The sequence below is a fragment of the Oceanobacillus jordanicus genome (genome assembly GCF_022095695.1).
Classification (GTDB): domain Bacteria; phylum Bacillota; class Bacilli; order Bacillales; family Amphibacillaceae; genus Oceanobacillus_B; species Oceanobacillus_B jordanicus.
In genome coordinates this window covers 24016-50062 of sequence record NZ_JAIFZM010000010.1, presented here as the reverse complement: position 1 = coordinate 50062, position 26047 = coordinate 24016, and the positions used below count along the sequence as shown (strand labels likewise).

General features: G+C 36.8%; 27 protein-coding genes. 18 read left to right on the top strand and 9 right to left on the bottom strand.

From position 1 onward, the window contains the following. Nucleotides 1–140 precede the first annotated feature (140 nt). On the top strand, nt 141–2072 hold the full coding sequence (locus K3T81_RS12535; protein ID WP_238020401.1) for a fructose-1,6-bisphosphatase: 1932 nt from the start codon (nt 141–143) through the stop codon (nt 2070–2072). Between the two features lie 175 nt (nt 2073–2247). On the opposite strand, the gene K3T81_RS12530 is transcribed toward K3T81_RS12535, so the two are convergent. Further along, nucleotides 2248–2355: a putative holin-like toxin gene (locus tag K3T81_RS12530; protein ID WP_222705296.1), complete on the bottom strand. Its 108-nt coding sequence runs from the start codon at nt 2353–2355 to the stop codon at nt 2248–2250. 285 nt (nt 2356–2640) lie between these two features. Here K3T81_RS12530 and K3T81_RS12525 point away from each other — a divergent pair, with 285 nt between their 5' ends. Further along, nucleotides 2641–5538, top strand: coding sequence for a DEAD/DEAH box helicase (locus tag K3T81_RS12525; protein WP_238020400.1), 2898 nt, complete (start codon nt 2641–2643; stop codon nt 5536–5538). Between the two features lie 27 nt (nt 5539–5565). On the opposite strand, the gene K3T81_RS12520 is transcribed toward K3T81_RS12525, so the two are convergent. Beyond that, nucleotides 5566–5964: a (deoxy)nucleoside triphosphate pyrophosphohydrolase gene (locus K3T81_RS12520; RefSeq protein WP_238020399.1), complete on the bottom strand. Its 399-nt coding sequence runs from the start codon at nt 5962–5964 to the stop codon at nt 5566–5568. 226 nt (nt 5965–6190) lie between these two features. Further along, nucleotides 6191–6514: a nucleoside triphosphate pyrophosphohydrolase gene (locus tag K3T81_RS12515; protein ID WP_238020398.1), complete on the bottom strand. Its 324-nt coding sequence runs from the start codon at nt 6512–6514 to the stop codon at nt 6191–6193. Between the two features lie 194 nt (nt 6515–6708). On the opposite strand from K3T81_RS12515, the gene K3T81_RS12510 reads away from it, so the two are divergent. The 10 genes from K3T81_RS12510 (at nt 6709) to K3T81_RS12465 (ending at nt 15711) form a co-directional block, all read left to right on the top strand. Beyond that, nucleotides 6709–7581 carry a nuclease-related domain-containing protein gene (locus tag K3T81_RS12510; RefSeq protein ID WP_238020397.1) on the top strand — a complete coding sequence of 291 codons (873 nt, stop codon included), beginning with the start codon at nt 6709–6711 and terminating at the stop codon, nt 7579–7581. A gap of 197 nt (nt 7582–7778) precedes the next feature. Further along, complete coding sequence (locus tag K3T81_RS12505; RefSeq protein WP_238020396.1) at nt 7779–8483, top strand: response regulator transcription factor; 705 nt, start codon at nt 7779–7781, stop codon at nt 8481–8483. Then, nucleotides 8480–9481, top strand: a complete 1002-nt coding sequence (locus K3T81_RS12500) for a sensor histidine kinase (RefSeq protein ID WP_238020395.1) — start codon at nt 8480–8482, stop codon at nt 9479–9481. The genes K3T81_RS12505 and K3T81_RS12500 overlap by 4 nt, the downstream gene beginning before the upstream one ends. 82 nt (nt 9482–9563) lie before the next feature. Then, nucleotides 9564–10328, top strand: coding sequence for an ABC transporter ATP-binding protein (locus K3T81_RS12495; protein WP_106896087.1), 765 nt, complete (start codon nt 9564–9566; stop codon nt 10326–10328). Beyond that, nucleotides 10303–12198 (top strand): FtsX-like permease family protein, encoded by a 1896-nt coding sequence (locus K3T81_RS12490; protein WP_238020394.1) that lies wholly within the window; start codon nt 10303–10305, stop codon nt 12196–12198. Before K3T81_RS12495 ends, K3T81_RS12490 begins: the two co-directional genes overlap by 26 nt. A gap of 118 nt (nt 12199–12316) precedes the next feature. Next, entirely contained in the window at nt 12317–12787 is a 471-nt protein-coding gene (locus K3T81_RS12485; RefSeq protein WP_238020393.1) for a VOC family protein, read from the top strand. A 188-nt stretch (nt 12788–12975) separates the two neighbouring features. Beyond that, nucleotides 12976–13410 (top strand): regulatory YrvL family protein, encoded by a 435-nt coding sequence (locus K3T81_RS12480; RefSeq protein ID WP_238020392.1) that lies wholly within the window; start codon nt 12976–12978, stop codon nt 13408–13410. Between the two features lie 128 nt (nt 13411–13538). Next, on the top strand, nt 13539–14132 hold the full coding sequence (locus tag K3T81_RS12475) for a TetR/AcrR family transcriptional regulator (protein WP_238020391.1): 594 nt from the start codon (nt 13539–13541) through the stop codon (nt 14130–14132). Between the two features lie 2 nt (nt 14133–14134). Beyond that, nucleotides 14135–15058, top strand: coding sequence for a CPBP family intramembrane glutamic endopeptidase (locus tag K3T81_RS12470; protein WP_238020390.1), 924 nt, complete (start codon nt 14135–14137; stop codon nt 15056–15058). 17 nt (nt 15059–15075) lie between these two features. After that, the gene (locus K3T81_RS12465) at nt 15076–15711 is read left to right on the top strand and encodes a hypothetical protein (RefSeq protein ID WP_238020389.1); all 636 of its coding nucleotides are present in this window, start codon (nt 15076–15078) and stop codon (nt 15709–15711) included. A 98-nt stretch (nt 15712–15809) separates the two neighbouring features. Here the strand turns inward: K3T81_RS12465 and K3T81_RS12460 are convergent, their stop codons facing one another. The 4 genes from K3T81_RS12460 to K3T81_RS12445 all read right to left on the bottom strand — a co-directional run bounded on the left by K3T81_RS12460 (nt 15810) and on the right by K3T81_RS12445 (nt 18187). Beyond that, on the bottom strand, nt 15810–16406 hold the full coding sequence (locus tag K3T81_RS12460) for a class I SAM-dependent methyltransferase (RefSeq protein ID WP_238020388.1): 597 nt from the start codon (nt 16404–16406) through the stop codon (nt 15810–15812). A 44-nt stretch (nt 16407–16450) separates the two neighbouring features. Next, on the bottom strand, nt 16451–17350 hold the full coding sequence (locus tag K3T81_RS12455) for an NAD(P)/FAD-dependent oxidoreductase (protein ID WP_238020387.1): 900 nt from the start codon (nt 17348–17350) through the stop codon (nt 16451–16453). Nucleotides 17351–17510: 160 nt separating this feature from the next. Then, complete coding sequence (locus K3T81_RS12450; protein WP_238020386.1) at nt 17511–17912, bottom strand: Rrf2 family transcriptional regulator; 402 nt, start codon at nt 17910–17912, stop codon at nt 17511–17513. Nucleotides 17913–18019: 107 nt separating this feature from the next. After that, nucleotides 18020–18187: a hypothetical protein gene (locus tag K3T81_RS12445; RefSeq protein WP_238020385.1), complete on the bottom strand. Its 168-nt coding sequence runs from the start codon at nt 18185–18187 to the stop codon at nt 18020–18022. Nucleotides 18188–18476: 289 nt separating this feature from the next. Here K3T81_RS12445 and K3T81_RS19495 point away from each other — a divergent pair, with 289 nt between their 5' ends. Continuing rightward, complete coding sequence (locus tag K3T81_RS19495; protein ID WP_338044648.1) at nt 18477–19691, top strand: YecA family protein; 1215 nt, start codon at nt 18477–18479, stop codon at nt 19689–19691. A 155-nt stretch (nt 19692–19846) separates the two neighbouring features. Here the strand turns inward: K3T81_RS19495 and K3T81_RS12435 are convergent, their stop codons facing one another. Beyond that, nucleotides 19847–20698 (bottom strand): DegV family protein, encoded by an 852-nt coding sequence (locus K3T81_RS12435; protein WP_238020384.1) that lies wholly within the window; start codon nt 20696–20698, stop codon nt 19847–19849. A 205-nt stretch (nt 20699–20903) separates the two neighbouring features. On the opposite strand from K3T81_RS12435, the gene K3T81_RS12430 reads away from it, so the two are divergent. The 5 genes from K3T81_RS12430 to K3T81_RS12410 all read left to right on the top strand — a co-directional run bounded on the left by K3T81_RS12430 (nt 20904) and on the right by K3T81_RS12410 (nt 25175). Beyond that, nucleotides 20904–21716, top strand: a complete 813-nt coding sequence (locus tag K3T81_RS12430) for an alpha/beta fold hydrolase (RefSeq protein ID WP_238020383.1) — start codon at nt 20904–20906, stop codon at nt 21714–21716. Between the two features lie 108 nt (nt 21717–21824). Next, nucleotides 21825–22571 carry an SDR family NAD(P)-dependent oxidoreductase gene (locus K3T81_RS12425; protein ID WP_238020382.1) on the top strand — a complete coding sequence of 249 codons (747 nt, stop codon included), beginning with the start codon at nt 21825–21827 and terminating at the stop codon, nt 22569–22571. Between the two features lie 134 nt (nt 22572–22705). Beyond that, nucleotides 22706–23356: an SDR family oxidoreductase gene (locus tag K3T81_RS12420; protein WP_238020381.1), complete on the top strand. Its 651-nt coding sequence runs from the start codon at nt 22706–22708 to the stop codon at nt 23354–23356. Nucleotides 23357–23627: 271 nt separating this feature from the next. After that, nucleotides 23628–24272 carry a hypothetical protein gene (locus K3T81_RS12415; RefSeq protein ID WP_238020380.1) on the top strand — a complete coding sequence of 215 codons (645 nt, stop codon included), beginning with the start codon at nt 23628–23630 and terminating at the stop codon, nt 24270–24272. A 393-nt stretch (nt 24273–24665) separates the two neighbouring features. After that, on the top strand, nt 24666–25175 hold the full coding sequence (locus K3T81_RS12410) for a YehS family protein (protein WP_238020379.1): 510 nt from the start codon (nt 24666–24668) through the stop codon (nt 25173–25175). A 290-nt stretch (nt 25176–25465) separates the two neighbouring features. On the opposite strand, the gene K3T81_RS12405 is transcribed toward K3T81_RS12410, so the two are convergent. Further along, the gene (locus K3T81_RS12405; protein WP_238020378.1) at nt 25466–26041 is read right to left on the bottom strand and encodes a Maf family protein; all 576 of its coding nucleotides are present in this window, start codon (nt 26039–26041) and stop codon (nt 25466–25468) included. Nucleotides 26042–26047 lie beyond the last annotated feature (6 nt).

The following is a 26047-nucleotide window of genomic DNA, read 5'->3' as shown; positions in this document are numbered from 1 at the left end:
AGTTGAATAGGCTTGTCGATAGCAATCCATACTTTTCCATGGTTGTGCGAACAAATCGAGTTCACTTAGCAGGCAATTTTCAGTTATACTAGTAATAATGTACATGATAGATTTAATTGTTAAAAGGGGATGCAATCGTTTTGAAAAACAAGTTTTTGGATTTACTTGCACAACGTTATGAAAGTGAAGAAAAAGTCGTAACCGAAATTATCAACCTTGAAGCCATCCTCGACCTGCCTAAGGGAACAGAGCATTTTGTTAGTGATTTGCACGGGGAATATCAAGCATTTCAACATGTGCTACGAAATGGCTCGGGCAAAGTGAAAGAGAAAATAAGAGACCGTTTTTCCAATGAATTATCTGAAGAAGAGATCACAGAATTTGCGACATTAGTTTATTATCCAGAAGAAAAACTACAATTGATTAAGAGCCATTTTGCAAACAAAAAAGAGATAAATGAATGGTACATAAAAAAGATTGAGCATTTGATTCAGCTCGTTTCCTATGCTTCTTCTAAGTATACAAGGTCGAAATTGCGTAAAGCATTACCAAAGCAATTTGTATATATTATTGAAGAGCTTCTATATAAAACAGACGATTACACCAATAAGAAACCCTATTATAAAAAAATCGTGGAGCAAGTTATTTCACTCGATCAAGCGGATGAATTAATTATAGGGCTTGCCTATACAACACAGCGACTGGTAGTTGACCATCTTCATGTGGTGGGGGACATTTACGACCGTGGTCCGGAACCGGATAAAATTATGGATACGCTCATTAATTACCATTCTGTTGATGTGCAATGGGGTAACCACGATGTGCTCTGGTTAGGTGCGTTTGCAGGTTCGAAGGTTTGTCTAGCGAATATTATCCGTATCTGCGCTCGTTATGACAACTTGGATATAATTGAAGACGTTTATGGAATTAACCTTCGACCACTACTTAATTTAGCGGAGAAGTACTATGAAGATAATCCAGCATTCAGACCGAAAAGACATTCCAATAAAAAAATATCGGATCAAGAACAATCACAAATTACGAAAATTCATCAAGCAATTGCGATGATTCAATTTAAGCTGGAGAGTCCAATCATCAAAAGACGTCCTAACTTCAATATGGAGAAACGGCTAGTGTTGGAGAAGGTTAATTATGAGAATAACGAGATCACATTGCGCGGGGAAACGTATCCATTAGATAACACCTGCTTTGCAACAGTGAACCCAGAACAACCAGATCAATTACTAGAGGAAGAACAGCAAGTAATAGATAAATTATTATTCTCTGTCCGGCATTCCGAGAAATTAGGCAGACATATGCGCTTCCTCATGAAGAAGGGAAGCCTTTATCTCAAATATAATGGAAACTTGTTAATACATGGATGTATTCCGATAGATGAGCAAGGAAACATGGAAGAGATGAAGATTGAGAACAAATCTTATGCAGGCCGTGAACTGCTTGATATCTTTGAACATTATTTACGCTATTCCTTTGACCATCCGGAAGAGACAGATGACCTTGCGACAGATGTGGTCTGGTATTTGTGGACAGGTGAGCATTCCTCTTTATTTGGAAAGAGAGAAATGACGACCTTTGAGCGATATTTTATTACAGATAAGAAAACACATAAAGAAGTGAAAAATCCGTATTATTACATGCGTGAAAATGAAGAAATCTGCCACAAGATTTTAAAGGAATTTGATCTCGACCCGATGCATGGTCACATTATCAATGGCCACACACCAGTCAAAGAGATCGAAGGGGAGAACCCAATCAAAGCAAATGGAAAAATCGTTGTGATCGATGGAGGATTCTCCAAAGCTTACCAACCGACAACAGGAATCGCCGGCTACACATTATTATACAATTCTTATGGTATGCAGCTTGTCGCCCATAAACATTTCAATTCCAAACAAGAAGTATTACACAATGGAAACGATGTTTTATCTGTAAAGAGATTAGTGGATAAAGAATTGAAACGAAAAAAAGTGCGTGAAACCAACGTTGGAGAGAGCTTGTTACAGGAGATTTCTATGTTGAAAGGTCTGTTGAAATATAGGTACATGAAGTAATGGATCTAGTAGGGACATAATTGACAGTATATATAAATAAAATTATACTAATAATAAGAAAAAGGTATCGAGTAGCGCCAACTACCCGCTACCACAACTACATCCGCATAAAGAGCGGTTGACCAATTGTTTGACGATCTAAAAAGAAGTAACCACTACCATGGTCTGGGGGCGGTTACTTCTTTTTGTTTAGAAAGATGACGATGGTTATGATAAGTGTTAACCCTGCTGTCATGGAAACGCTAAAATGAAGTAGTAAACTTATTACTTGATAAGTCGTCATCTTTACCACCTCCCTTCTCAGGAAGTGGCCAACCGCCCACTATACTATGTAGTTGTTATCATCATGTTATCATAATAATTAATAGATTAGTATAAAAGATGGAACAATTGTTTCGTTAATCTCTTTAAAAAAAATCTATAATTTATGAGCCTAGTTCTTTTTGCTTAATTGCAATTCATGAAGTATTACAATGTTTTGCGATAAATTATGTTAAAATTAGGAAAAGATATTTGCGATATAGTGTCAACAGTCGAGATATAACAAGTAAGAGACGTGGGGGATTAGATGGAGGATTTCATTAAAAATCTTGAAGAATCTTTACATAAAGGATTTATAGATCAGACCAAGGGAAAAATGGATACATATAAACCGAGATTGCTATTGAACAATACTAAGAAAAGCATAGATGTATTAACGTCATTAGTTAAGGAATTAGATAGTTGTAAATCTTTTATTTTCTCTGTTGCCTTTATAACGGAAAGTGGTCTTGCTACTTTAAAATCACATTTACTTGATCTTAAAAGAAAAGGGATTAAGGGTAAAATACTAACATCTACCTTTCTAAATTTTAACCAACCGAAAGTTTTTAAAGAATTGAAGAAGATAACAAACGTTGAAGTACGGTTAACTGAAATGGAAGGGTTCCATTCAAAAGGTTACATATTTGAGCATGATAAGTACTATTCGTTAATTGTAGGTAGTTCCAATCTTACTGCACAGGCATTAAAAGTAAATTATGAGTGGAATGTGAAACTAACTTCCTATGAGAACGGTGAAGTCATACATCACTTTAAGAACCAATTTGAAGAGGTGTGGCAAGAAGCAAGCCCATTAACAGATGATTGGATTAAGTCGTATGAGGAAATATACAAGCCGGTGAAATATCAAGCTGCAGCGAAAGTAATTGAACTTCCGACAGAATATGATGTCAATCCAATTAAAACTGCGACCGACATTCATCCAAATAAAATGCAAGAAGTAGCTTTAAAAGAAATACAGAGTGTAAGAGAAGAAGGTCACGATAAGGGCCTTGTTGTGTCGGCAACTGGTACAGGAAAAACATTTTTATCTGCCTTTGATGTTCGTCGTGTTGCACCAAAAAGGATGTTATTTGTTGTACATCGAGAGCAAATTTTACATAAAGCGAAGTCCGACTTTCAACAAATTTTGGGAGGTTTGGATAGAGACTTTGGTATATTAACAGGTTCAATTAAGCAAACGGACGCAAAATACCTGTTTACCACAATACAAACGATTTCTAAACTAGAGACCTTACAAAAGTTTGACCCACATGAGTTTAATTATATTCTTATAGATGAAGTGCATAAAGCAGGAGCAGCGTCGTATTTAAGAGTACTAGATCATTTCGAGCCAGACTTCTTATTAGGGATGACTGCAACTCCAGAGCGTACTGATGATTTTAATATATATGAGCTGTTTGATTATAATATTGCCTATGAAATTCGGTTACAGGAAGCACTTGAAGAAGATATGTTATGTCCATTTCATTATTTCGGTGTTACCGATCTTGAATACGATGGAGAGATAATCGATGATACAGCAATATTATCCAAACTTGTTACAGATGAGCGTGTAAATCATATTATAGATAAGTTGGATTATTATAGTCATTCGGGTGATAAAGTAAGAGGATTAATGTTCTGTAGCCGAAAAGAGGAAGCGGTAAAATTATCTACTGCTTTAAACGACAAAGGGTTTAAAACTGTTGCCTTAACCGGTGACCACTCTCAGGATCAGCGTATATATCAAGTTGAACGTTTGGAAAATGGAGTTTTGGATTACATTATTACCGTAGATATTTTTAATGAGGGAATTGATATTCCAAGTATTAACCAAGTTGTCATGTTAAGACAGACACAATCTAGCATTATTTTTATCCAACAGCTTGGGCGTGGCCTTCGTAAACATGAGTCAAAAGATTTTGTTACAATCATTGATTTTATCGGTAATTACAAAAACAACTATATGATTCCGATGGCTTTATCTGGAGATAAATCGCAGAACAAAGACAATATACGTAGACGCGCAACAGAGACGAGTTACATCAAGGGAGTATCAACCGTTAATTTTGAGGAAATCGCAAAAAAACAAATATTTAAATCGATAAACGCTAGTAATTTGACAGCCATGAAGGTTTTTAAAGAAGCTTTTGTAGAATTGAAAAACCGACTTGGACGGACACCATATTTATATGACTTTATAACGAATCATTCTATTGATCCAGTCGTAATTGCAGGCAAATTTAAAAGTTTCTACGCTTTCCTTCTAAAAATGAATGAAGACATTACTACATTAAGTGCATACCAACATAGTGTTCTCACAATGCTTTCATTGGAAATACTTGATGGGAAACGTAAACATGAACTTGTATTGTTAGACCAGTTACTATCAAAAGGAAGTGTCGATTCAGAAGAATATCACCTGGCATTAGAAGAGTCAGGGTGTATTGTTGAGGAATCAACGTTAAATTCTGTGCATCGTATATTTGATTTGTCCTTTTTTACCCAAACAGATCAGAAAAAATATGGTTACAAGCCAATTATTGAGTTAAACAGAGATAATAAGTATTCTTTTAACGAAGTACTAAGAGATGGGCTGCAATCCAATCAATTATTTAATAAATTGGTTATGGATGTTGTGAAGTGTGGGCTTGAGCGGAATAAAAAGTATCAACTCAATAAGAAACTCACTAGATACGAGAAGTATTCTAGAAAAGATGCTTGTAAGTTATTGAACTGGTATAATGACGAAAGTTCAACCATGTATGGCTACAAACCCAAACACCAGACTTGTCCGATATTCGTTACTTATCACAAAAATGACGAAGTAGAATCTAGTGTTAATTATGGGGATGAATTTATTAGTCCTGAAATTTTCAAATGGTATACGCGAAGTAAGCGGACATTAGCTTCAGAAGAGGTTAAAAAGATTGTAAATGCTGATGAGACAAATATGGATCTACATTTCTTTATAAAAAAGGATGATGATGAAGGTAGCGGATTTTATTATCTCGGCCAAACTCTTCCAGATAAAGAAACAGTCGAGCAGGATAAAATGCTTGATAAAAACGGTAAGGAAATACCTGTGGTACACATGAACATGGTATTAGATAAACCCATTGAGCATAAGTTATACCAGTACATTGTTAATGGCAATGAATAGGAATATAAGAAAAGTCTAGCTCGCGAGCTAGACTTTTTCATTTATTAATTCTTTGACAGCGGGAATATCAGCGGGAGCCCATTTCAGAGAATTTAAGTTCTCTCTTTTTAACCATATGAGTGTAGAATGTTCACTTGGTAGAGGTTCTCCTTTTATGACCTTTGCTTTAATCGCGATAAGATTAATAATGAAAGACTCATATTCGTGAGTGTTTTCATTTAGTAATCCCTTCGTTTCGATGTTACAACCCAATTCTTCTTCAATTTCTCTTTCCACAGCAGTATAAATATCTTCATTTATCTCTACTTTACCGCCCGGGAATTCCCACATGTTTGGAATAGACATATCAGGTGAGCGAAGAGCACAAAGAATTTCGTTTTGATCATTTTCAATTATAGCTGCAACTACTTTTACTGTCTTCTTCATTATATCCCTCTTTCAATTCTAGCTAGTTAAATAATAACATTTTTCTTAGTGATAGAGTACTGTACAGTAACAGGGACTTATTTATACCCCTTCCGTTTAAAATAGACCTGGAGTTTATATTCACAATTTTGCCTGGTATTATGTGACATTTAAATAATCAGCACCAGTCAGGATTTAAAAGTCAGCTCCTTGGTCAAGGGCATCTTGAACAGAATCGAAAATAACATTACCCCTCAACCTCAATTAGAAAGATTCTGTCAGTAAAGCCCCCTCTTTTAGCAGCTTTTTCTTTACGTAATTTTTCTATTTCATCAAAAGACGTGCCATGAACACCAGCAAGTGCATGCATTAACTCTAATACATCTGCAAGTTCTTCTAGAGCATTGGTATCTGTAGTCGTTTCTTGATACTCGGTTATCTCTGCGTTTAGCTTTGTTTTCAGCTCTTCTATGTAACGATTATTTGATAAGATTTCTGTTTTGAAGTATTTTCCTGTGTTTTTGATGATCTCTGGAATTTTGTCTCGGACTAGTTTGTTATATGTTGGCATGGTAAGTCCTCCTTGTAGTGTCTATTTACTTAGTATTCTATTGAAAAAAATAAAGGGAGCAACAGCAGTCGCCTTTTATAAATTAATGTTCATATTTACCTTGGAAAAGACGATAAAAGGAAATGACTAGATTAATATTGTTACCAGGGGTATCCCACATAAGTAAAGTATCTAAAAGGTAAAGGAGTAATTGCATGCTGTTTAACTTATTTAAGGGAAAAGATAAAGTAGAGAAGAAAAAGAAAAGCACCGTTAATGAGAAGAAACATGTTGATAAGAGAAAACAGAGTAATCAGAGTGATAGAAAGAGAAACAATAATCAAAGGGTAGCCACGCGCAAAGGGGAAATTGGCGAACACAAAATAGATATCCAACTTTCCCAGCTTCCAAAAGAATATAAATACCTAAATGACATCATGATTGAAAATCCAAAGTCCATATCTGGTTATTCTCAGATTGATCATCTGGTTATTACGCCGTATGGCATATTCGTAATTGAAACAAAGAACTATCAAGGAACTATTTATGGCGGGAAGAATAGAAAAACATGGCTAGTAAACGGTAAATTTAAGATGTTAAGTCCTATCGTACAGAATTACGGGCATATAGAGGCATTAAAAAAGTATGTTAATGAGGAATATCACAATAAGTTTTTTTCTATTGTCTCTTTTACGAAGCGTTGTACGTTGAAAATTGATTCTGAACTAAGAGATATTCATTCTGATGAGCTGGTAATATATGATCTTTACCTATCTGAGTCCATCCAAAGAAAAGTGTCTATTAATAAATTGAAATTTAAAGAAGCTTTATTAACCGAACAAGACCAATCAGCAGTTTACAAAGAATTTACTGAGGCAAACATTACAGATCCGAAGATTAGAGAAATGCACACAACTCGAATTAATGAAAAGAAAAATACAGAAAGAACAGAATCTCAAAAAAGTGACTCGAAATGTGAGGTATGTCGGAAAGCCGTTTCTAATAAGGTAGCTACATACTGCTTATCAAATAAGAAGTTTAATGGAAAAATATATTGTTATGAACATCAAAAAACAAGGGTTAAATAGTCATTCTTATATTCACTGCTTGCCACATTTTTAGCAGGCACAGACGAATTGTATGTTTTTCAGAAAAAACGTAACGGGTTAGCTTCCAACAAGCTTTCCCGTTATTTATATTGCCTTCATTTCCCTCATCATGGTATTTCCCGGAATTGTTATGTAAAATTGAACATGAATGAAATATGGTGCTAGGAGACATATATATGAAAAAAATAATGATTGTGGAAGATGATATGAAAATTGCAGAGTACTTATCTTCTTATATAAAAAAGTATGAATATGATGTGACGGTTGCCACCAACTTTACAGATATCATGGGGACATTTCGAGAAGTGCAGCCTGATCTTTTGTTACTGGATATAAATCTTCCTAGTTATGATGGGTATTATTGGTGCAGGCAAATCCGAAAAGAATCCATTTGCCCGGTCATCTTTATTTCGGCACGGACAGGGGAGATGGACCAAGTCATGGCAATTGAAAATGGCGGAGATGACTTTATTACAAAGCCGTTCCATCCTGATATCGTGATGGCCAAAATAAGAAGTCAGCTCAGGCGCGCTTACGGTGAATATGCGGTTAAGAATGAGGAGAGAGTGTTGACCCAAGCGGGATTAAGTCTATATCCTGAACGGTTAGAATTACGTTATAAAAATGAAATAGCGCAATTAACTAAAAAAGAAACAGATATCACAGAAAGTCTGCTTGATCGTTATCCCCGAATTGCTGGTAGACAGGATCTGTTAGCAAAACTATGGGATGACGAGGCCTTTGTAGATGAAAATACGCTGAACGTGAATATTACGCGTGTTCGAAAAAAGTTTCAAGAGATCGGGATTGAAGACGCGGTGGAAACCGTTAGAGGAGCGGGATATCGCCTACGCGTTACATGGGGAGAGGAGAATGCATGAAGCTATTTCTTCGCGAAAACCTACTACTTATCGTTACGCAGCTCAGCCAATGTGTCATGATTTCCGTAATATTTTGGCTAGACGGCTATCGAGGGAAGGGCGTCATTATCTATGCAATTCTCCTTTCAATTGTGTTATTAACGGCCTTTCTTATTTACCGCTATATTAGTAGAAAAAACTTTTACCAAAGGTTACAGAATCCAATGGCGAAGCTGGATGAGTCCCTTGAAATTACGGAACAAACTCCCATTTCAGAAGCCTTGGATCAATTATTACTCGCGCAATTTAGGTTATACCAAGAAGAACTTCAACAGGCAGAAGAATCACAGAATGAGCACCTTCTGTTCATGGATCGCTGGGTACACCAAATGAAGACCCCGCTTTCTGTTATTGAATTAACGGCACGCACACTGGATGAGCCGGAATCCTCAAGTATACGGGAAGAAACAGAGCGAATGCGAAACGGTCTGAACACGGTTCTTTATATGGCCAGACTTCGTACGATTACAGAGGACTTCCAGGTGAAGCCGGTTACCCTATCCAAGTTAATTCGTGAAGTGAATCAAGAAAATAAACTATTTTATATTCGTCATGAGGTGTTTCCACAACTAAGAGAGGAGAAACCTGGCATAACCGTAGAATCTGATGAGAAGTGGCTTTTCTTTTTGTTAACCCAGCTCATACATAATGCGGTGAAATATTCAATAGGCAAAGCAAAACACATTGTTTTAAGAATTTTCGAGCACGAAGGAAATGCAGTTCTCGAAGTAAAAGACTTTGGAATTGGTATCCCTGATGTGGATCAGAAGCGAGTTTTTAATAAGTTTTATACAGGAGAAAATGGCCGAAATTACCGAGAATCAACAGGAATGGGACTTTACTTAGTAAAAGAGGTTGCGGAGAGGTTGGAGCATCATATTGAAATGGAATCAACAGTTGGGGAAGGGACCACCATCCGAATCATTTTCTCTGAAACACAAAACCTTACATCGGTGTAATACTCGTGAAAGCATAATCGATAGTTTAAAGTACAACACGTAGACTATACTTTTGTTAGAAGCTCGAAAAAGGAGAATGATTATGCTGAGACTTTCAAAAGTAAGTAAGATATATGAAGGAAAAGTTGCTTATCGTGCCCTAACGGATATCAACTTAGAAATAGAAAAGGGTGAATTTGTCTCTATTATGGGGCCATCTGGGAGCGGGAAAACGACCCTTCTTAATATTATCTCTACAAACGATATGCCAACAACGGGAGAAGTAGAAATAGAAGGGGAAAACCCACACAAGCTAAAGAAAAATGCCCTGGCAAAATTCCGCCGTAATGAGTTGGGTTTTATTTTTCAGGATTTTAACCTGCTGCATACATTAACGGTGGAAGAAAATATTGTGTTGCCACTTACATTAGATGGTACCCGGGTTAAAGAAATGAAAGAGAAGGCTCGTGACATTGCGGAGAGTCTTGGTATTTCAGCAATCATGAAGAAGCGCACGTATGAAATATCTGGTGGTCAGGCGCAAAGAGTAGCCATTGCTAGAGCCATGATTCATAAGCCTAAATTACTGTTAGCCGATGAACCTACTGGGAACCTAGATTCAAAAGCATCTAAAGATGTCATGAACATGCTTGAAGAGATTAATGAGAAGGAAAAGACAAGTCTGTTAATGGTAACACATGACCCACAGGCAGCTAGCTATTCAGATCGGGTTATTTTTATCCGGGATGGGAAGCTCCATTCTGAAATCCATCGTGGGGAGAATAGACAAGCATTTTTCCAGAAGATCATTGACATGCTTTCCTTGATGGGAGGGGACGGCAATGACTTTTCGTCAGTTCGCGTTTAATAACGTCTTACGAAATAAACGACTGTATATTGCCTACTTCCTTAGTAGCATGTTCACAGTGATGGTCTTTTTCACCTTTGCCATCTTTGCATTTCATCCAGCGTTTTCCAATGGTTCCGTTAATCAAAACGCGCTATTAGGAATGGCAGCTGCGGGTGGAATTATCTATGTGTTTTCTTTCTTTTTCGTCTTATATTCAATGAGCTCCTTTCTACAGTCGAGGAAAAAAGAGTTTGGTCTTTTAATCATGTTAGGGGCGACCAATAAGCAAATACGTCTCATGGTGTTCTTGGAAAACATCTTAATAGGATTTTTTGCAACAGTTGGCGGAATCCTGGCAGGTCTATTATTCGCTAAAGCCATCCTCCTCGTTGCTGAAAATGTATTAATCATAAGTGAGTCACTTCCGTTCTATTTTCCAACACTTGCAGTCGTTGTAACGTTTGGAAGCTTTATGCTGCTGTTTTTCTTCATATCTATTTTTGTATCTTTTATTCTTCGGACAAATAAATTAACAGACTTAGTGAAAGGGGATAAGCAGTCCAAAGGGGAGCCGAAAGCATCGGTTTTCTTATCTGTTGTTGCAGCATTGCTCCTCCTCATTGGGTATGGCACGGCAGTATTGGTAGAGGGAATATATGTTGTATATGCAATGATCCCAGTTATTCTCGTAGTCACACTTGGTACGTATCTTCTCTTCACCCAGCTGAGCGTGTTTTTCATCCGCCGGTTTAAAAACAATACATCCATCTTTTGGCGTAAAACCAATATGCTATTATTCTCGGATTTATCTTTTCGCATGAAGGATAATGCGAGAACATTTTTCATGGTAGCCATTATTTCTACAGTTGCGTTTAGTGCAATTGGTTCATTATATGGTTTTCAATCTTACCTAACTAAAGGGGTAAAGGAGATGAACCCATTTACTGTTACGTATAGTCCGTGGCTGGATGACAGTAAGGAAATTATTGAGAATGATATTAAGAAAATTAATGCCATATTGGAAGAAGAAAATGTTGAGGCAAAAATGGAAGATATGGAATTGACCTATTATGAAATGCCAGAACAGGATCGTCGAGTACTTATAACCAAGGCTTCTGATTATAACCGATTTGCCGCTTTAATAGGCGAAGAAGCACTCAATCCAGAGAAAGGTGAGGCAATTGTAGTGGAGCAAAGTGATGCCATGCTAGCAGAGGGAACTAAAGCCAGTGAAATCTTAATGGCATCCAACGTTGCATTAGAAAGCGGGGAAGAAATTAAACCGAGCCAAGTAATCAAATCTGCTGTATTAGGTGAGCTTAATGGCTATTATGTGGTAAATGACGAGATCTACAATCAGCTTGGCACAGTTGTTAGAAGTGATCATAGCGCTGCTTGGAAGGCAGAGGACGGTCAAACGGATCAGGTAATCGAAGCGGGTAAAAAGCTAAGTGAACAACTAGAATATAAAGCATTTTCAGTGGATTATAGCCTTTATGAAATCAATAAAGCGTTTGGGCCAATCTTATTTATCGGCTTATTTATTGGGATTGTATTCTTCGTTTCTGCCGGAAGCTTTCTGTACTTCCGTTTATTTACCGATCTGGATGAAGAGAAGCGCAAGTTCCGATCCATTGCCAAAATTGGTTTAACAGAAACGGAGTTAAAAAAGGTAGTAAACAGACAAATTGCTCTCTTATTTTTCTCACCGATTGTAGTGGCATTAGTTCACGGCATTGTGGCACTTACTGCTTTATCTCATTTGTTTGATTACAATCTTACAGTCGAATCATCGCTCGTGCTAGGAAGTTTCGCTCTTATACAGATTGTATACTTCTTAATTGTACGCTTCTTCTATGTGAAGCAAGTGAAGAGAATGGTGTTTTAGGCTGATTTTAGAGTTCAATATATATGTCTTTATCTAAAGGGAGCGTTAATCGAAAGAGGATTAACGCTCTTTTTGTTGAATAATTTAAGTAGACGTGCTGAAAAAAGGGGGATTTTACATGATAAAAGGATTGTATGAGGCACATTTACCAGTTAGCAACTTAAAACAATCGATTGAATACTATAAGGGACTTGGTTTAGAATTCTCTCATAGCCACGAGGATAAACTTGCATTCTTTTGGATTGAAAAAGACAAGAGTTGGTTGGGGCTTTGGGAAACAGATAAAGTAGAGATCGAATATCACCCGTCCATACGACACATAGCTTTTCAGGTGACGTTAGAGGGACTTAAAAATTCAGTTACTTGGCTACATGAAAAGGGATATGAACCAAGAGAAGCATTTGGGTTTAAACCAATAGAACCCTTTGTTATGGCACATAGCGGTATGGCTCATGCCAAAATTCATTTTAATGATCCAGATGGGAATAGCTTAGAATTTATATGTAAACTCCCCAATCCTAAAAATATTACGAAACGTATGTATTTAAGTGAGTGGGAAGAATTACATAAGGCAACTAAAATCTTTTAGATAATAGAAAGCTAATCTTCTCTTTATATTTAAAGGGTAATTAATATGTTTAGGCTTTGCCTATCGATTATTTTAGTAATGTGTGCCCAATCAAATGCAAGGGCGTCAGCATATGAAATTTTCTGTCGCTCTTATATGTATGATAATAAAGGCAGCTTTTTAGAAACTTTATATTTAAGAAGGCAGAGGTGAGTCCATTTCGTGATATGAATTGGAAAGAAAAAATGGCGTCAATTGTTGGAATATCAATCTTTATTATTTTTTTGGTTGGTTTTGTAGTGGGGGTTTACTTTTTTGGAATCGCGGGTGTCTTCAATCTACTTTGTGTGGAGTACGATACGGTTTGGTCACTGTTATTATTTGTTATCAGTTTCTATTTTCTTGGGATTATTGTTGAAATTTTTTCTAAAGCTATTTTCAAGCTGACAACGCTATACATAAAAGGGAAATCTAAAGTAATGGTTATTCGAGTTTGTATTGAATTCACATCCAATTGGTTAGTCCTTTATACAGTGGATGAGTTCATGAGTAGCATTACACTTTCAATTAAAACAGAGATTATCGTTGCAGTGTTGATTGCATTATTAGAAATTGTTTTTGAAGATGCCGTGGATAAGGAATGAGTTGCTAATTCACGGCATTAGAGTCACTATTATTAGATCTAATATAATTTGACACAATTCATATCTAGATATAAAATGAATTTGATTGACTGATCAATTAAATTAAGAGCGTCTTGGGAGGAAATAAAATGAATAGTAGAGATTATATAGAAACGGATGAACGAAAAAAACAAATTATTAATTCCGCCATAAGTGTGCTGACAGAAATAGGATACGTAAAAACAACGCTATCGAAAATAGCTCAAAATATAAATATTAGTACGGGTCTTATTTCGTATCATTTTTCTGGAAAAGAAGATCTTATGCAAAACACGTTAAGATATCTTGTGTTAGAAGAACGAGCTTTTATCCAGGAAAGAGTTGAAAAAGAAAAATCAAACATGAATAAATTAATTACGTATATTAAAGCGAGCTTAGCTTATCAGGCGGCATATCGTGACAATAATATTGCATTACTGGAGATTGTATTTAATGCTCGAACTCCTGAAAATATTCCATATTATCTAGTGGATATTGACGAAAAAGACGCATTAGATGATCTGTTAGATGAAATACTACGCAACGGTGTATCGGCTAAAGAATTTGTTGATATTGATCCAAAAGTTATTGCAGTTATCGTTCGAGGAGCTGTCTCTGGCTCAATATTAAAAACTAATGATGAATTAAATCTTGAAGCATATACGGAAAAGGTAATTAAGAGTGTTAAAAGGATGGTCAATTAATTATGAAAAAATCAAACAGAGAGGTTCCAAGTGGAGTACCGTATCACCGTGTTATGGTAAGCAATAAACCACAATTCTTACGTGGTGTAATAGCTTTTATCCTTCTCATCGGTGGAATGTTTATCTTCATTTTAGGTTTCTCGCTAATCGGCGGTGAGATTGACAGTCGTGTGTTTGGACGTACTAGCCCTGTAAATGGCGGAACAGATTATACCCCTATTTATATGGCGAGTAATTTTCTTGCAGTTGGTCTGCTCATTCCTTGGAGCATGGTATTACAACGATGGCTTTACGGTATGAAAGGTAATATATTGCATTCAGTTCTTTCTTCATTTCGTGCAGAACTTTTTGGGCGTGCAATATTAGTCACACTCCCTATTATGACTGTATGTATTGTAACACTAAACTACTTCGCTCCCTACACTGTAACGGAATGGACTACGAATGACTTATTACTAATCCTTGCTTTAAGTATATTACTGGTGCCACTTCAAATTGCCGGAGAAGAGTATGGGTTTCGTGGACTTGTTTTTCAAATTTCCTCCAGTTGGTTTAAAAACCCTAAAATATCTCTTGTTGTTGGAATAACTGTTTCTAGTTTATTGTTTGCCTCTATTCATTTATCAGCTGACATTTGGTTCAACCTACATTACATTATGCTTGGTATTTCTTTCGCAATAATGACGTGGCGAACTGGTGGGTTAGAGTATGCAGTAGTAATTCATGCACTTAATAATTCTCTTACTTATATCCTCGCTACAGTGTTACGAACTGATTTGTTAGCTGATGTAGACCGAACAGATGGAATGGAAGGGACCTGGATTATATTCATCCCCTCGGCTGCTAGTATTCTGATAAGTATATGTATATGGTATAAAACACGCCATACCGGTCCCGTATTAACTTCTAATAAGAATCTTAAGTAAGGAGAGGATGTATGTATATGTTACGTTCTAATAAAAGACGTAGACAGTTAAATAAAGTTAAGGAAGGAAACGGTGAGAAGTTAAAAGATTATAAGAAATGGCATATATTTACTCGAACTGTATTTTATATAAAAATTAAGAATGACAAAGGTGAGTTAGTTGATTATGCTATAAATTATCCATATTTTGTTGAAGAACCAAGAGCTGAATTGTACCGTGCTGGAAAACAAGTTGCTTACTCAAAACTTCCGGCTACTTTCTCTATAGATGATGGTGTAATTGAAGTTTCTTCAGGCTCCTATGGAATTAAGAGAATGCACTATGTTGATAATGAAGGAAAAGAATATCCTTTGCACCCGGCTAATAATTCAGTTAGAGGATTACGCTTAAGGCTAGAGAAAAAACACCCTACACTGAGTAAGTTAGTAGGGTGTACTTCAATCTGCCTTTTATTATTAACTGCAATTCTAGGTCTTCCTCAAATAATGGAAGGTATTACTCAAATTCCTTGGGTTTCAGATAACTTTGGAACATTTGTATCTCCAATTAATTTCAATTATATTGAAAATATCTTAATCGCGGGAATTGGAGCATTGGCTGGTGCAGAACGTGCACTTCTACTCCGCAACAAAAGATTGCTGGCTTTACTATAAATAAACTGTATATAAATTGCTTTAGCAATAATTATTTAAGTCACTTTGAATATTAGTGGCTTTTCTTATTAGGTGCTAGAGTCCGCTTTATACTTTTATTACTTTATGCTACTTGAGATAAACATGGAAGCATCTTGATTCATAAAAATCCGTGTTCCATGATGAAATGTCTTGATTTGAGTTGATCTAAAGCCAACTTCTGTTAAGTAATTTTTCATTTCTTCATGAGTAAAACCGTTGTGTACTTTTGGATGACTTATTTTATCGTTTTTGTCAAAATCAACAATGATTAACTTGCCACCACTATTTAAAACCTGGAACAGCTGTTGTAAGATTTTCTTCGTATCCGGGATATGAAGAAGGACAAGAGATGTTAGAATGATGTCTGCCTTAAGTGTAGGAGTTTCTTGAGTGAAATTTGAGTAAACTGCTGTTGCATTGTTAATACCCCTTTTGTTAATTTTCGCTTGCGCAACGTCCGTCATTTGTTTAGATGAGTCGACTAAAACGACAGAATCCACTAAATCGATTAATTCTAAACTAACGAGACCAGTACCGCTACCATAGTCCAGAAGAGACTTTGATTTACTGTTTGGTAATTCTGATTTCACTTCTTTCACAATTACGTTTGCTAATTCTATTCTTTCTTCTGAATCATATCTCTTTGCTAGCTGTTCAAAAACATTTTGTTCCACATTACTTCCTCCTATTCGTTCTTGATTAAAGTCTATCTCATAAGCTAAAAATCTTCTTCTGTTAAATCCATATTTACAGCAGCTGCTGTTCGACTACCATCTGCTGCAGCAAAGATTAATTGAGATGGATTCACATAGGAGGCATCCCCGGCAATATATAAATCTTTTATCGAAGTACGACCAAAATCATCGGTTTTTAATGTGCCTGATTGCTCCTTTTCACAGCCTAAGTTTTCAACGAGTTGTATATTAGGCACCATTTCTGACATGACAAAGCCAGCCCTTCGCTTTATTTCTGTTCCATTTTTGAAGCGAACCTTTTCAAGCTGGCCACTTTGTCCAAGAAAAGAGGAAACAGCTTGTTCCATTATCTTAATTCCTTTTGCTTCCAATTTCTCCTTTTGTTCATCATCCAGGAGAGCATGACCATTTGTACAAACAACTAAGTCCTTACTCCAATTGTAGATTGTTTTTGCATAATGAAATACGTGAGGTGATTCAGATACGATAACTAACGGCTGATCACGATGCTCCCAGCCGTCGCAATAGGGGCATACGAATAAACTTTTACCGTAAAAGGAATAGAATCCTTCAATTTTAGGAAAGATTTCGCTTACCCCTGTAGCCAAGATGACTTTTCTTGCTTTATAAACAAAGCCAGAAGAATCTCGAACCTCAAATCCAGCATCCACTTTTTCAACAGAAGATACCTCTGCTTGTAAATGGTCAATGGTAGGGTATCGTAATAATTCATTTGCTGCTATTGTACGAAATTCAGTTGGTGTTACACCGTCTCTTGTAATAAACCCATGTGAAGCGTGCGTTACTGCATTTCTCGGTTTGTTACCATCAATTAAAGCCACGCTGCGCCTTGCTCTTCCTAGTACTAGTGCAGCATTCAACCCAGCTGGCCCTCCACCAATTATGACGCAATCATATCTCATTTATGTCATCTCCTTTGAAAGATATTAAAGACTGTTGATATCTATAATTTGCATAAAAAAACATCCTTTACTATATAAGACACCACCACCCAGGAAGATATTAAAGACTCTTAATATCTGTAATGCGCTTAAAAATATGTTTACCATAACGGAAATGAAGTTATGATAAACGCAGTTCCTTTTTTACCAAATCAATCAATTTTGTTTTCCTAAGATGCTCATTCATTTTTTCCTCAGCATTCTTAATTTCAGCTTGGATGAGGCATCCGTTATTGTGGTGAAAGTCACATTCAAATAAGGAAGCTGTTCCCTCTATTGCATGAATAATGTCTAAGAAATTAATCTCATCTCTATTCCGGGATAATTTATATCCTCCCTGTGCACCTGAGATCGAATCAATCAAGCGTGCTTTTACAAGTTTTGTTAATATCTTGGAAAGGTATGTGGGAGAAACATCTTGAGATTCAGCTAATTGCTGAACACCAATCGGTTTATCCGTTTCTGCTTTAACTAGGAATAGCATTGTATGCAAAGCGTAGTTTGTAGCCTTTGAAAATTTCATAATAAAATTGTACTCCTTAATCGTAGACTTACAATATCTATAATATACACGAACGGGTATTAAGTCAACCATGTAGTTTCGGGTTAATTTGTAGATGAACCTTTTATTTAATTATTGTATAAAAAATCAGCAACAAAAAAATAGACTACTGTACATATTATTAGTCCCATGACAATAACGGATAGAACTAATAGGAAGTTTCCCAGTAGCTTAATACCTTTTTGTTCCTTTAATTCTGTAAACTTAAGAAATGTATCTTTTACTTTTTCGACCATTTGGAGCTGCCCCTTTTTGGAAAAAATCTATTACTATTGTAGCATATTATATGTATATTCTGTCGATTTTGTATGAAATTTGGTGTATGTAATGAATAATATACCGAAATACAATACAATGGAATTATAGAATGTGTAGAAGATAATTAGAGAGATTAGTAGTATCTTCATGCTTGTTACTTTCTAGGTTATCCTTAAAAATGTTATAAAAGCAGATGATGAAATATTAAATGGCTTGAGGTTTAATCAGATATAATTTGCCCCTGCCTAGAAAGGGAGTCTTTTAAAAGTGAGTAATAAAATAAATCAGGAATTGGAAGATACATTGAGAAACGCTTTAAGCGGATTAACAGAGGCGCAAAAAGATTTGGCAGTAAAGGAATATAAGAAATATTGGAGTGAATTAGAGATACCCTTTTCACTAAAAGAGGGGCTCAGCAGATATAAGAAAAATGAGTTAGATAATATAAGAAGACATTTACAGTTAAAAGGAATTAGTAACTTAAGAAAAGAAGAGCTTATTTCCTTTTATCAAGAAAAGATTCCAGAATTGCTGGAAACGACTTGCCTGCGTTTTGATGAAGAGCGGTTTGGTCTACTAGTTAAGATCGCGCGTAAAGGCGGTTCTATTCCAGCTCCAGATTTAGAAATAGAACAAATTATCTACCTGCGAGCAACTGGTTTAGTGTACTCAGGGATATATCAAGGGGAAAAGATATTATCATTACCAGAAGAGCTGGTGGCCCCAATTTTGAAGCTGAATAATAATTTACAAGTAAGGTCTATAGTCAAAAGAAATACCGATTGGATTAAGCTGACAAGGGGCCTTTTATATTATTATGGAACATTGAGTGTCACACAATTAGAAAAAATGCTAGAAACCTATACGAAAGAGCAACTCGACCTTAAGGATTATTTTGAAGTCATTTATGAAGCTAATGTGTACCAAGAGGAAATGTATAGTGATCGGGAAGGGTTCTCTCATTGGAGAGTGATTAATCCAAAAAAAGTGAAACTGGAACATAAACAGAGAAATAATTTGCAATTCTTCCCCTATACAAAAGAACAATTACTCCGTGCTGGTAAACCTGATTATTTAGAAAGAAACCAAAGTTATATGCATTTGGTCCAGTACCTAACCCGAAATTATGAAATGGATAAAGAGGAAGCTGACGAAATTGTAGAAGAGTGTGTATATGCAACGCTAATTGGCGATGAGCTAGGGGAGGTTATAGATTATTTGAGTAAGGTAATAGAACTTGAAAGCATGGAGAGCGTCCAACAGTTAACAGATTATGTTGTAAACTTAATGAATAACACGAAACAGTGGTTCCTAAAAGGCTTTTCGCCAATAGAGATAAGAGAAAAAAGTGAATCTGAACTACATCCCTTGGTGAAAGCTAAAAAGAATTCGCCAATACCCACAGAAAATAAGAAAGTTGGCAGAAATGAACCATGCCCATGTGGAAGTGGAAAAAAGTATAAGAAATGCTGTGGGAGGTAGAGGGTACTTCCCATCCGCATAAAGAGCGGTTGAACATAGATAGTTATTTAAAAAGAAGTAATCGCACTGGTTGAAGGGGCGGTTACTTCTTTTTGTTTAGAACTATTTAAATTGCTTTAACCAATAAACGCACACTTATTTTGTGTTAATGTCCTTTATGCTTCTATCCCCGCTACTCCAAAACCACCAGGGCCAGAATGGGTGGATATCATTGCACCAGCTTGCATCCAAGTTATATTCTTGAAGCCATGTTCGGTTGCAATTTCTTCCATTCTATTTTTAATATCTTCTCCAAGACCGATAGAGTAAATTAGATATAATTGCTCTCTGTTAATATCGTATTGATTGAAGTATTCTCGGATGAATTTTTCTGCAACACTGCTCATTTTTCCACGATATTTTTTATTGGACACAAGGTGGCCATCAATTAGTTCTATTCTGGGCTTTAATTTTAGCAAGGCACCTCCAAGATAAGCCACATTACTTACGCGTCCACCTGCTCGTAAAAAGTCTAAGCTGCCAGGTACGAAAGCAAGCTTGGATTTCGGTATGATGGTTTCAATTTTTTGTACAAGTGAAGTTGGCTCTATTCCTGGTTCTTTTTCTAACAGTTGGGCAGCGAACATAACGATGGCTGTTAGCCCACCTGTGACATTTAAAGCGTCAATGAGGATGAGATTATCAAATTCTTCTGAAGCTATCACTGCATGTTGGAAAGAGGAAGAGGCTTTGGATGTATAGCCGATATGGACAATCATGCAATCAGGATGGTCTTTATTTATCTTTGAAAAGAATTCTTCGTATTCATGTGCATTTGTGGATGTTGTGGAAGGTATTTTTTTGGTACGATCATAATAATCATATATGTCTTGTACAGGTAAAGAACCATCTAGATAGTCCTTCCCATCCATGATGACGTGCATTGGGACAACTTGAATATTGTGGGCTGCAGCTAAATCTGCTGGTAAATCGGCTCCGCTTTCTGTCGATAAGATAATTTTTCTCATTAAATATCCTCCAAAGTCATCATTTTTTCTTAATTATTCTAACTATACAAGAAAAAAGGGCTAGAATACATGGATATTGTAATTAAAGGAGATTATTCTCTAATTTATCCCGTTGCAAACCCACTTAAAACATGAAGTTTCCCTTTATGAAAAAGCGTTAGTAGTCTTGTTACATATAACTATTTAAAAATAAGGGAGGCGTCCTATGCCATATTGTAGTGTAACGAAAGCATCAATCTACTATGAGATGATTGGAGATGGTATCCCCATAATCATGATACATGGTTTTGGTGTTGATCACCGACTTATGAAAGGTTGTATGGAACCGATCTTTCTGGAGAGATCTGGGTTCAAAAGGATCTATTTTGATCTACCTGGTATGGGGAAGACAGTGGAATACCATCAAGTAGAAAATGCGGATGACATATTGGAGACTGTCTTAGATTTTATCCAAAAGATTATTCCTAATCAGCAGTACCTACTTATGGGAGAATCGTATGGTGGATACCTAGCCTGTGGCATTGTAGATGCCCAGCGAGAGCTTGTACATGGGCTATGCTTGCTTTGTCCCGTCATTATTCCTGAAAAAGGAGAAAGGACTTTACCCGCTCATACTATTCTATATGAGGATGATGGATTACTATCAAAATTGACTCCACGCGAAAAAGAAGCCTTTCGCTCAGAGAACGTTGTGTTGAATAAAAAGAATTGGGTTCGTTACCGGGATGAAGTTTATGTGGGGATCATTTGTGCTGATAACGACTTTCTTGCAAAAATTGAACAGCATTATGGATTGTCCACAATGCTAGAAGAAGATAGTTTTGATAAACCAAGTACGTTTATTTTTGGAAAACAAGATGTAGTGGTCGGATTTAAAGATGCTTTTCAAATTCTAGATCGCTACCAGAAGGCATCTTATAATGTACTGGAACAAGCAGGACATTATGTACAAATTGAACAAGCAGATCTATTCCAGAAATTAGTGAATGAATGGCTGGATAGGACGATAATGGAGTGACAAAGAAACCCTCGTGTTTCTTTCAAATCTTATAAGGGAAGAATACAAAAGTGAGCATAATAAGATGCATGGGTATAACTTTTCCTATAATAAGAGGAGGAAGATAATATGACAGATTTAACAAATAAAGTTGCAATTGTTACAGGTGGAGCATCTGGTATTGGTTTAGCAACTGTTGAAGCTTTTCTAGCAAAGGGTGCGAAGGTTGTTATTGCTGATTTCAATGAAGAAGGTGGACTAGCTGCTGAAAATGAATTAAAACAAACATATTCAGACAATATGTATTTTGTAAAAGTAGATTCTGGAAATGAAGAATCTGTTGAAAGCATGGTGGCTAAAACGGTAGAACATTTTAGCAGAGTAGATATTATTGTTAATAACGCTGGTATTGGTATCCAGAAACCAACTCATGAGGTTACCGAAGAAGAATACAAACGAGTTATTTCAGTTAACCAGGATGGTGTTTTTTATGGAGCGAAATACGCAATACGCGAAATGATAAAAACAGGCGGCGGTGTCGTTCTAAGCACTTCTTCTATTTTAGGCTCGGTTGGTGAACCAACTTCAATGGCATATGCCGCATCCAAAGGTGCTGTCAATCAAATAACGAAATCACTAGCGCTGGAGTATGCTGATCAGAACATCCGTGTAAATGCCGTGGCACCAGGGTTTATCGAATCAGGCCTTGTAAATAAAGAATCTTTGGGTGATTTTTATGATGGTCTTGTGGATAAACATCCAATTGGAAGACTAGGAAACCCAGAAGAAGTTGCACATGCTTTCGTGTTTTTAGCTGAAAATGATTTTGTTACAGGAACCACCATTCTCGTAGATGGCGGCTATACTGCAAAATAACTTAAGAACAGAATCCTTTATTGGGTTCTGTTTTATCATAGCATAGTACGATCAAACAGCATAATTGATTTACAGAAAGGGAAAGGGGCACAATAGAGGTAACATAACTCATAATCTTAGAAAGGGTGTTGGCATTGAAAACATTAGTAGTTGGGGCAAATGGCCAAATTGGTAAGCATCTTGTCACATTTATTCAAGGAAATGATCAACTTGAAGCAAAAGCAATGATCCGTAAAAAGGAGCAGGCAACTTATTTTGTAGAACGAAATGCAGAAACAGCAATAGTTGACTTGGAGGAAGATATTGATTCGATTGCAAAAGCTGCTGAGGATGTAGATGCAGTTGTATTTACCGCCGGATCTGGACCGAAAACAGGGAAAGACAAAACTATTATGGTTGATTTGGATGGTGCAGTCAAAACAATAGAAGCTGCCAAGAAGGCCGGTGTGAAGCGATTTATCATGATTAGTTCCTTTGATACAAGACGGGAAGCCATTCAGGAAGCACCTTCTTCCTTTGCTCCATATGTTGCAGCCAAACATTATGCAGATGAATGGTTACGTGCAACCGATTTGGATTATACCATTATCCATCCTGGTGGACTTACAAATGAAGAAGGAACTGGTAAAATTGAAGCAGGTATGGATGTGGGACGTGGGCAAATTTCCAGAGAAGATGTTGCCAAAGTTATTGAAGCATGCCTAGAAGATAAGAATACGATCGGAAAAGAGTTCCAAATTGTGAATGGTGGTAAGACGATTAAAGAAGCAATTAAAGAGCTATAGGATGACGCTAGCAAGCTAGAGTTTTCCATTTTAGCTCTATGATTCGTACTTCATTATATAGGGTTTATAAAGGATTAAAAGTCCCCTGGTAAGGAGAGAAAACATTTCTTACTGGGGGTTTTTTATTTTTATTAAGTGGGTTTGCTATATTAATTATAGTGATTTTTTTAGTGAAATAATAATATCGCAAAATTTACCTGTTGATTCATGGAGATATTTTTGGATATCCGTTCATACTAAAGAGGAATCCAATAAAAAGGTGGGAATCTCTATGCACATGGAATGGTTTGATAGGGTATGTGTGGAATTGCAGGATAATCTTAATTCGATATGTGAAAAGTACGATGAGAATGGAAGAATGTCTATTGAGCGCGGTGCCAAACATCCTCGTTTAGACTTTTTCACTTATAGTGGGGAAGAGGACATTGATTACTTCTGTACATTATTCTTCGATCCATATAATGAAGAGTTCTATATTCAAACGATAGACCCGGAATATGGATTGACGAGTAAAGTAGTGCTTGAAGATATTGACGATATCATGGATGCTGTTCATGAGAGCTTCCACGAGTACATTGAAGCGGATTTTATTGAAACAGACGACTCAGGTTATATTATGGACGATGAAGAAGAAACGGATGAAATATACTTTGAGGAAATCGATGTGGAATGGGAAACTCCTGAGGTTACGGCGTACTATGACGAGGATGAGGTAGAGATTTCCTACCAGTTTGGAGTTGTAGGAGAAACTGGAGATGGAGTACTTAAGCGAACAAACCGTATTTGGACAGAAGACGACGATTTGATTAAAGATGAATCTCATTTTATTTTTAGCAAGGATGAAGCTAGCACCATTATCGCTATGATCGCCAGCCATATGGACTCCCTCGCACCATTAGAAGAAGGAGAAGTTTAAGATTAGCTTGTAAGCTTAGGGAGGACCCTTGTGATGGCTCCTCCCTTTCATATGTATTTTGGAGCGCACGTTATTGGGAAGTAGAGTCGCGTTAGCTTATGGGAGTGCTGCGTCGCAACAAGGCAGGGTCGCGTCAGAAAGAGTGAATATCGCGCCGCACCAAGGCGGAGTCGCGTCAGAATGAGACAAAGCCGCGTCACATCAGGACAGAGTCGCGCCAGAAAGAGAGAAAGTCGCGTCACAACAAGGCAAAGCTACGCCACTTTAAAAGGTTCACGTGGCAGTTTCATATTCGCCTTTATCAGACATAAGTCCAATCATCCAGCCATACTGTAAAACCTTTCCGTTACGTGGTAAACTAGTTATTTAACCCGACTATTAGGAGGAATGGCGATGGATATGAACAATAATGATATCCTTGTTCGTTTAAGATATGCACTTGATATAAAAGATGAGGATATGGTTAAGATATTTCAATTAGGAGAAGTGGAAGTTACAAAAGAAGATGTACAGGAAATGCTCAGCAGGTTAAATGATAGCTTAAGTGATGATGAAAATGAGTATGAGCTTCCATGTGATAATACAATGCTGGAGTCTTTTTTTAATGGTCTTATTGTACATAAAAGAGGAAAACAAGAACCTAAACCTGGCCAGCCTGAACGTCCGCCTATGATGATAAAAAACAGTGGCAGTGTTAATAATGTTATGCTGAAAAAGTTAAAGATAGCGTTGCAGCTAACAACTGAGGATATGTTAGCAATTTGGGAAGTAGTAGGGGTTAACGTCTCTAAAGGAGAGTTAAGTGCATTGCTTCGAAAAGAAGGCCACAGCAATTACAGAAGATGTGGAGATAGGTATGCAAGGAACTTTTTAAAAGGACTGGGCATGCGATATAGGGGATAAGCTTATAAATGGATTCATATTATAAGAGGTTGTTAAAAAAATCCGGTAAAAATGACACATCGGTACTGATGACCTTCGACTAAATTCCGACACGTCCTGTGTCGAACGTCGAAGTCACCACATCCTGTGGAAGCTCGTTGGCTTGCTTTTCCGTTCCTCACGTATTAATTGCATACGTTCCGGTACTCAAAGCTACGCCGCCTCGAACTTCTCGGTCCTTTAGATCCTCCTTTTTGAACACGCATTATAAGCTTATCGCAAATATGGGCTTGTCCAAAGGCGGCCCTTTTTTAATACGGAAAAATGGAAAACTGCCTTAATTCTCGTACTACCTTCGAAATAGGTAGCCCGACAATTGTTGCGTAGTCACCATTAATTCTTTTGACAAGCGCTGCTCCAAGGCTCTGTATCCCGTAAGCGCCAGCTTTATCGTAGGGATCAGGCGTTGATACATACCAGTTTATTTCTTCCTCTGACAATGACCAAAATTCTACCTCTGCTCGTTCTACAAAAACAAGCTCCTGTTTTGAAGAACGTATCTGTACACCAGTATAGACCTCATGCATTTCTCCACTTAAGTCCGAAATCATTTGAATAGCAGCTTTTTTGTTCTTTGGCTTCTCAAAGATTTGTTGCTTATAGGAAACGACTGTATCTGCTGTTAAGATCACTTCTTTTTCATCTAATAAAGGGATAGCTTGGCTTTTTCGTATTGCTAGTTGTTCTACCTTCTCGATTGGATTATTTGTTGTAATTTGTGATTCATCAATATCTGGTGTACGAACAGAGAAGGGGAGGTTTACTTGTTTTAGCAACTCCTGTCTTCTAGGGGAAGAAGAACCGAGAATAAGTTTATCAGTTGACATGTTAAT

Coding starts and splice junctions, on each gene's coding strand:
- K3T81_RS12530 (WP_222705296.1), bottom strand. CDS start 2,355: ATGACGACTTATCAAGTAATAAGTTTACTACTTCATTTTAGCGTTTCC.
- K3T81_RS12525 (WP_238020400.1), top strand. CDS start 2,641: ATGGAGGATTTCATTAAAAATCTTGAAGAATCTTTACATAAAGGATTT.
- K3T81_RS12520 (WP_238020399.1), bottom strand. CDS start 5,964: ATGAAGAAGACAGTAAAAGTAGTTGCAGCTATAATTGAAAATGATCAA.
- K3T81_RS12515 (WP_238020398.1), bottom strand. CDS start 6,514: ATGCCAACATATAACAAACTAGTCCGAGACAAAATTCCAGAGATCATC.
- K3T81_RS12510 (WP_238020397.1), top strand. CDS start 6,709: ATGCTGTTTAACTTATTTAAGGGAAAAGATAAAGTAGAGAAGAAAAAG.
- K3T81_RS12505 (WP_238020396.1), top strand. CDS start 7,779: ATGAAAAAAATAATGATTGTGGAAGATGATATGAAAATTGCAGAGTAC.
- K3T81_RS12500 (WP_238020395.1), top strand. CDS start 8,480: ATGAAGCTATTTCTTCGCGAAAACCTACTACTTATCGTTACGCAGCTC.
- K3T81_RS12495 (WP_106896087.1), top strand. CDS start 9,564: ATGCTGAGACTTTCAAAAGTAAGTAAGATATATGAAGGAAAAGTTGCT.
- K3T81_RS12490 (WP_238020394.1), top strand. CDS start 10,303: ATGACTTTTCGTCAGTTCGCGTTTAATAACGTCTTACGAAATAAACGA.
- K3T81_RS12485 (WP_238020393.1), top strand. CDS start 12,317: ATGATAAAAGGATTGTATGAGGCACATTTACCAGTTAGCAACTTAAAA.
- K3T81_RS12475 (WP_238020391.1), top strand. CDS start 13,539: ATGAATAGTAGAGATTATATAGAAACGGATGAACGAAAAAAACAAATT.
- K3T81_RS12470 (WP_238020390.1), top strand. CDS start 14,135: ATGAAAAAATCAAACAGAGAGGTTCCAAGTGGAGTACCGTATCACCGT.
- K3T81_RS12465 (WP_238020389.1), top strand. CDS start 15,076: ATGTTACGTTCTAATAAAAGACGTAGACAGTTAAATAAAGTTAAGGAA.
- K3T81_RS12455 (WP_238020387.1), bottom strand. CDS start 17,350: ATGAGATATGATTGCGTCATAATTGGTGGAGGGCCAGCTGGGTTGAAT.
- K3T81_RS12450 (WP_238020386.1), bottom strand. CDS start 17,912: ATGAAATTTTCAAAGGCTACAAACTACGCTTTGCATACAATGCTATTC.
- K3T81_RS12445 (WP_238020385.1), bottom strand. CDS start 18,187: ATGGTCGAAAAAGTAAAAGATACATTTCTTAAGTTTACAGAATTAAAG.
- K3T81_RS12435 (WP_238020384.1), bottom strand. CDS start 20,698: ATGAGAAAAATTATCTTATCGACAGAAAGCGGAGCCGATTTACCAGCA.
- K3T81_RS12430 (WP_238020383.1), top strand. CDS start 20,904: ATGCCATATTGTAGTGTAACGAAAGCATCAATCTACTATGAGATGATT.
- K3T81_RS12425 (WP_238020382.1), top strand. CDS start 21,825: ATGACAGATTTAACAAATAAAGTTGCAATTGTTACAGGTGGAGCATCT.
- K3T81_RS12415 (WP_238020380.1), top strand. CDS start 23,628: ATGCACATGGAATGGTTTGATAGGGTATGTGTGGAATTGCAGGATAAT.
- K3T81_RS12410 (WP_238020379.1), top strand. CDS start 24,666: ATGGATATGAACAATAATGATATCCTTGTTCGTTTAAGATATGCACTT.
- K3T81_RS12405 (WP_238020378.1), bottom strand. CDS start 26,041: ATGTCAACTGATAAACTTATTCTCGGTTCTTCTTCCCCTAGAAGACAG.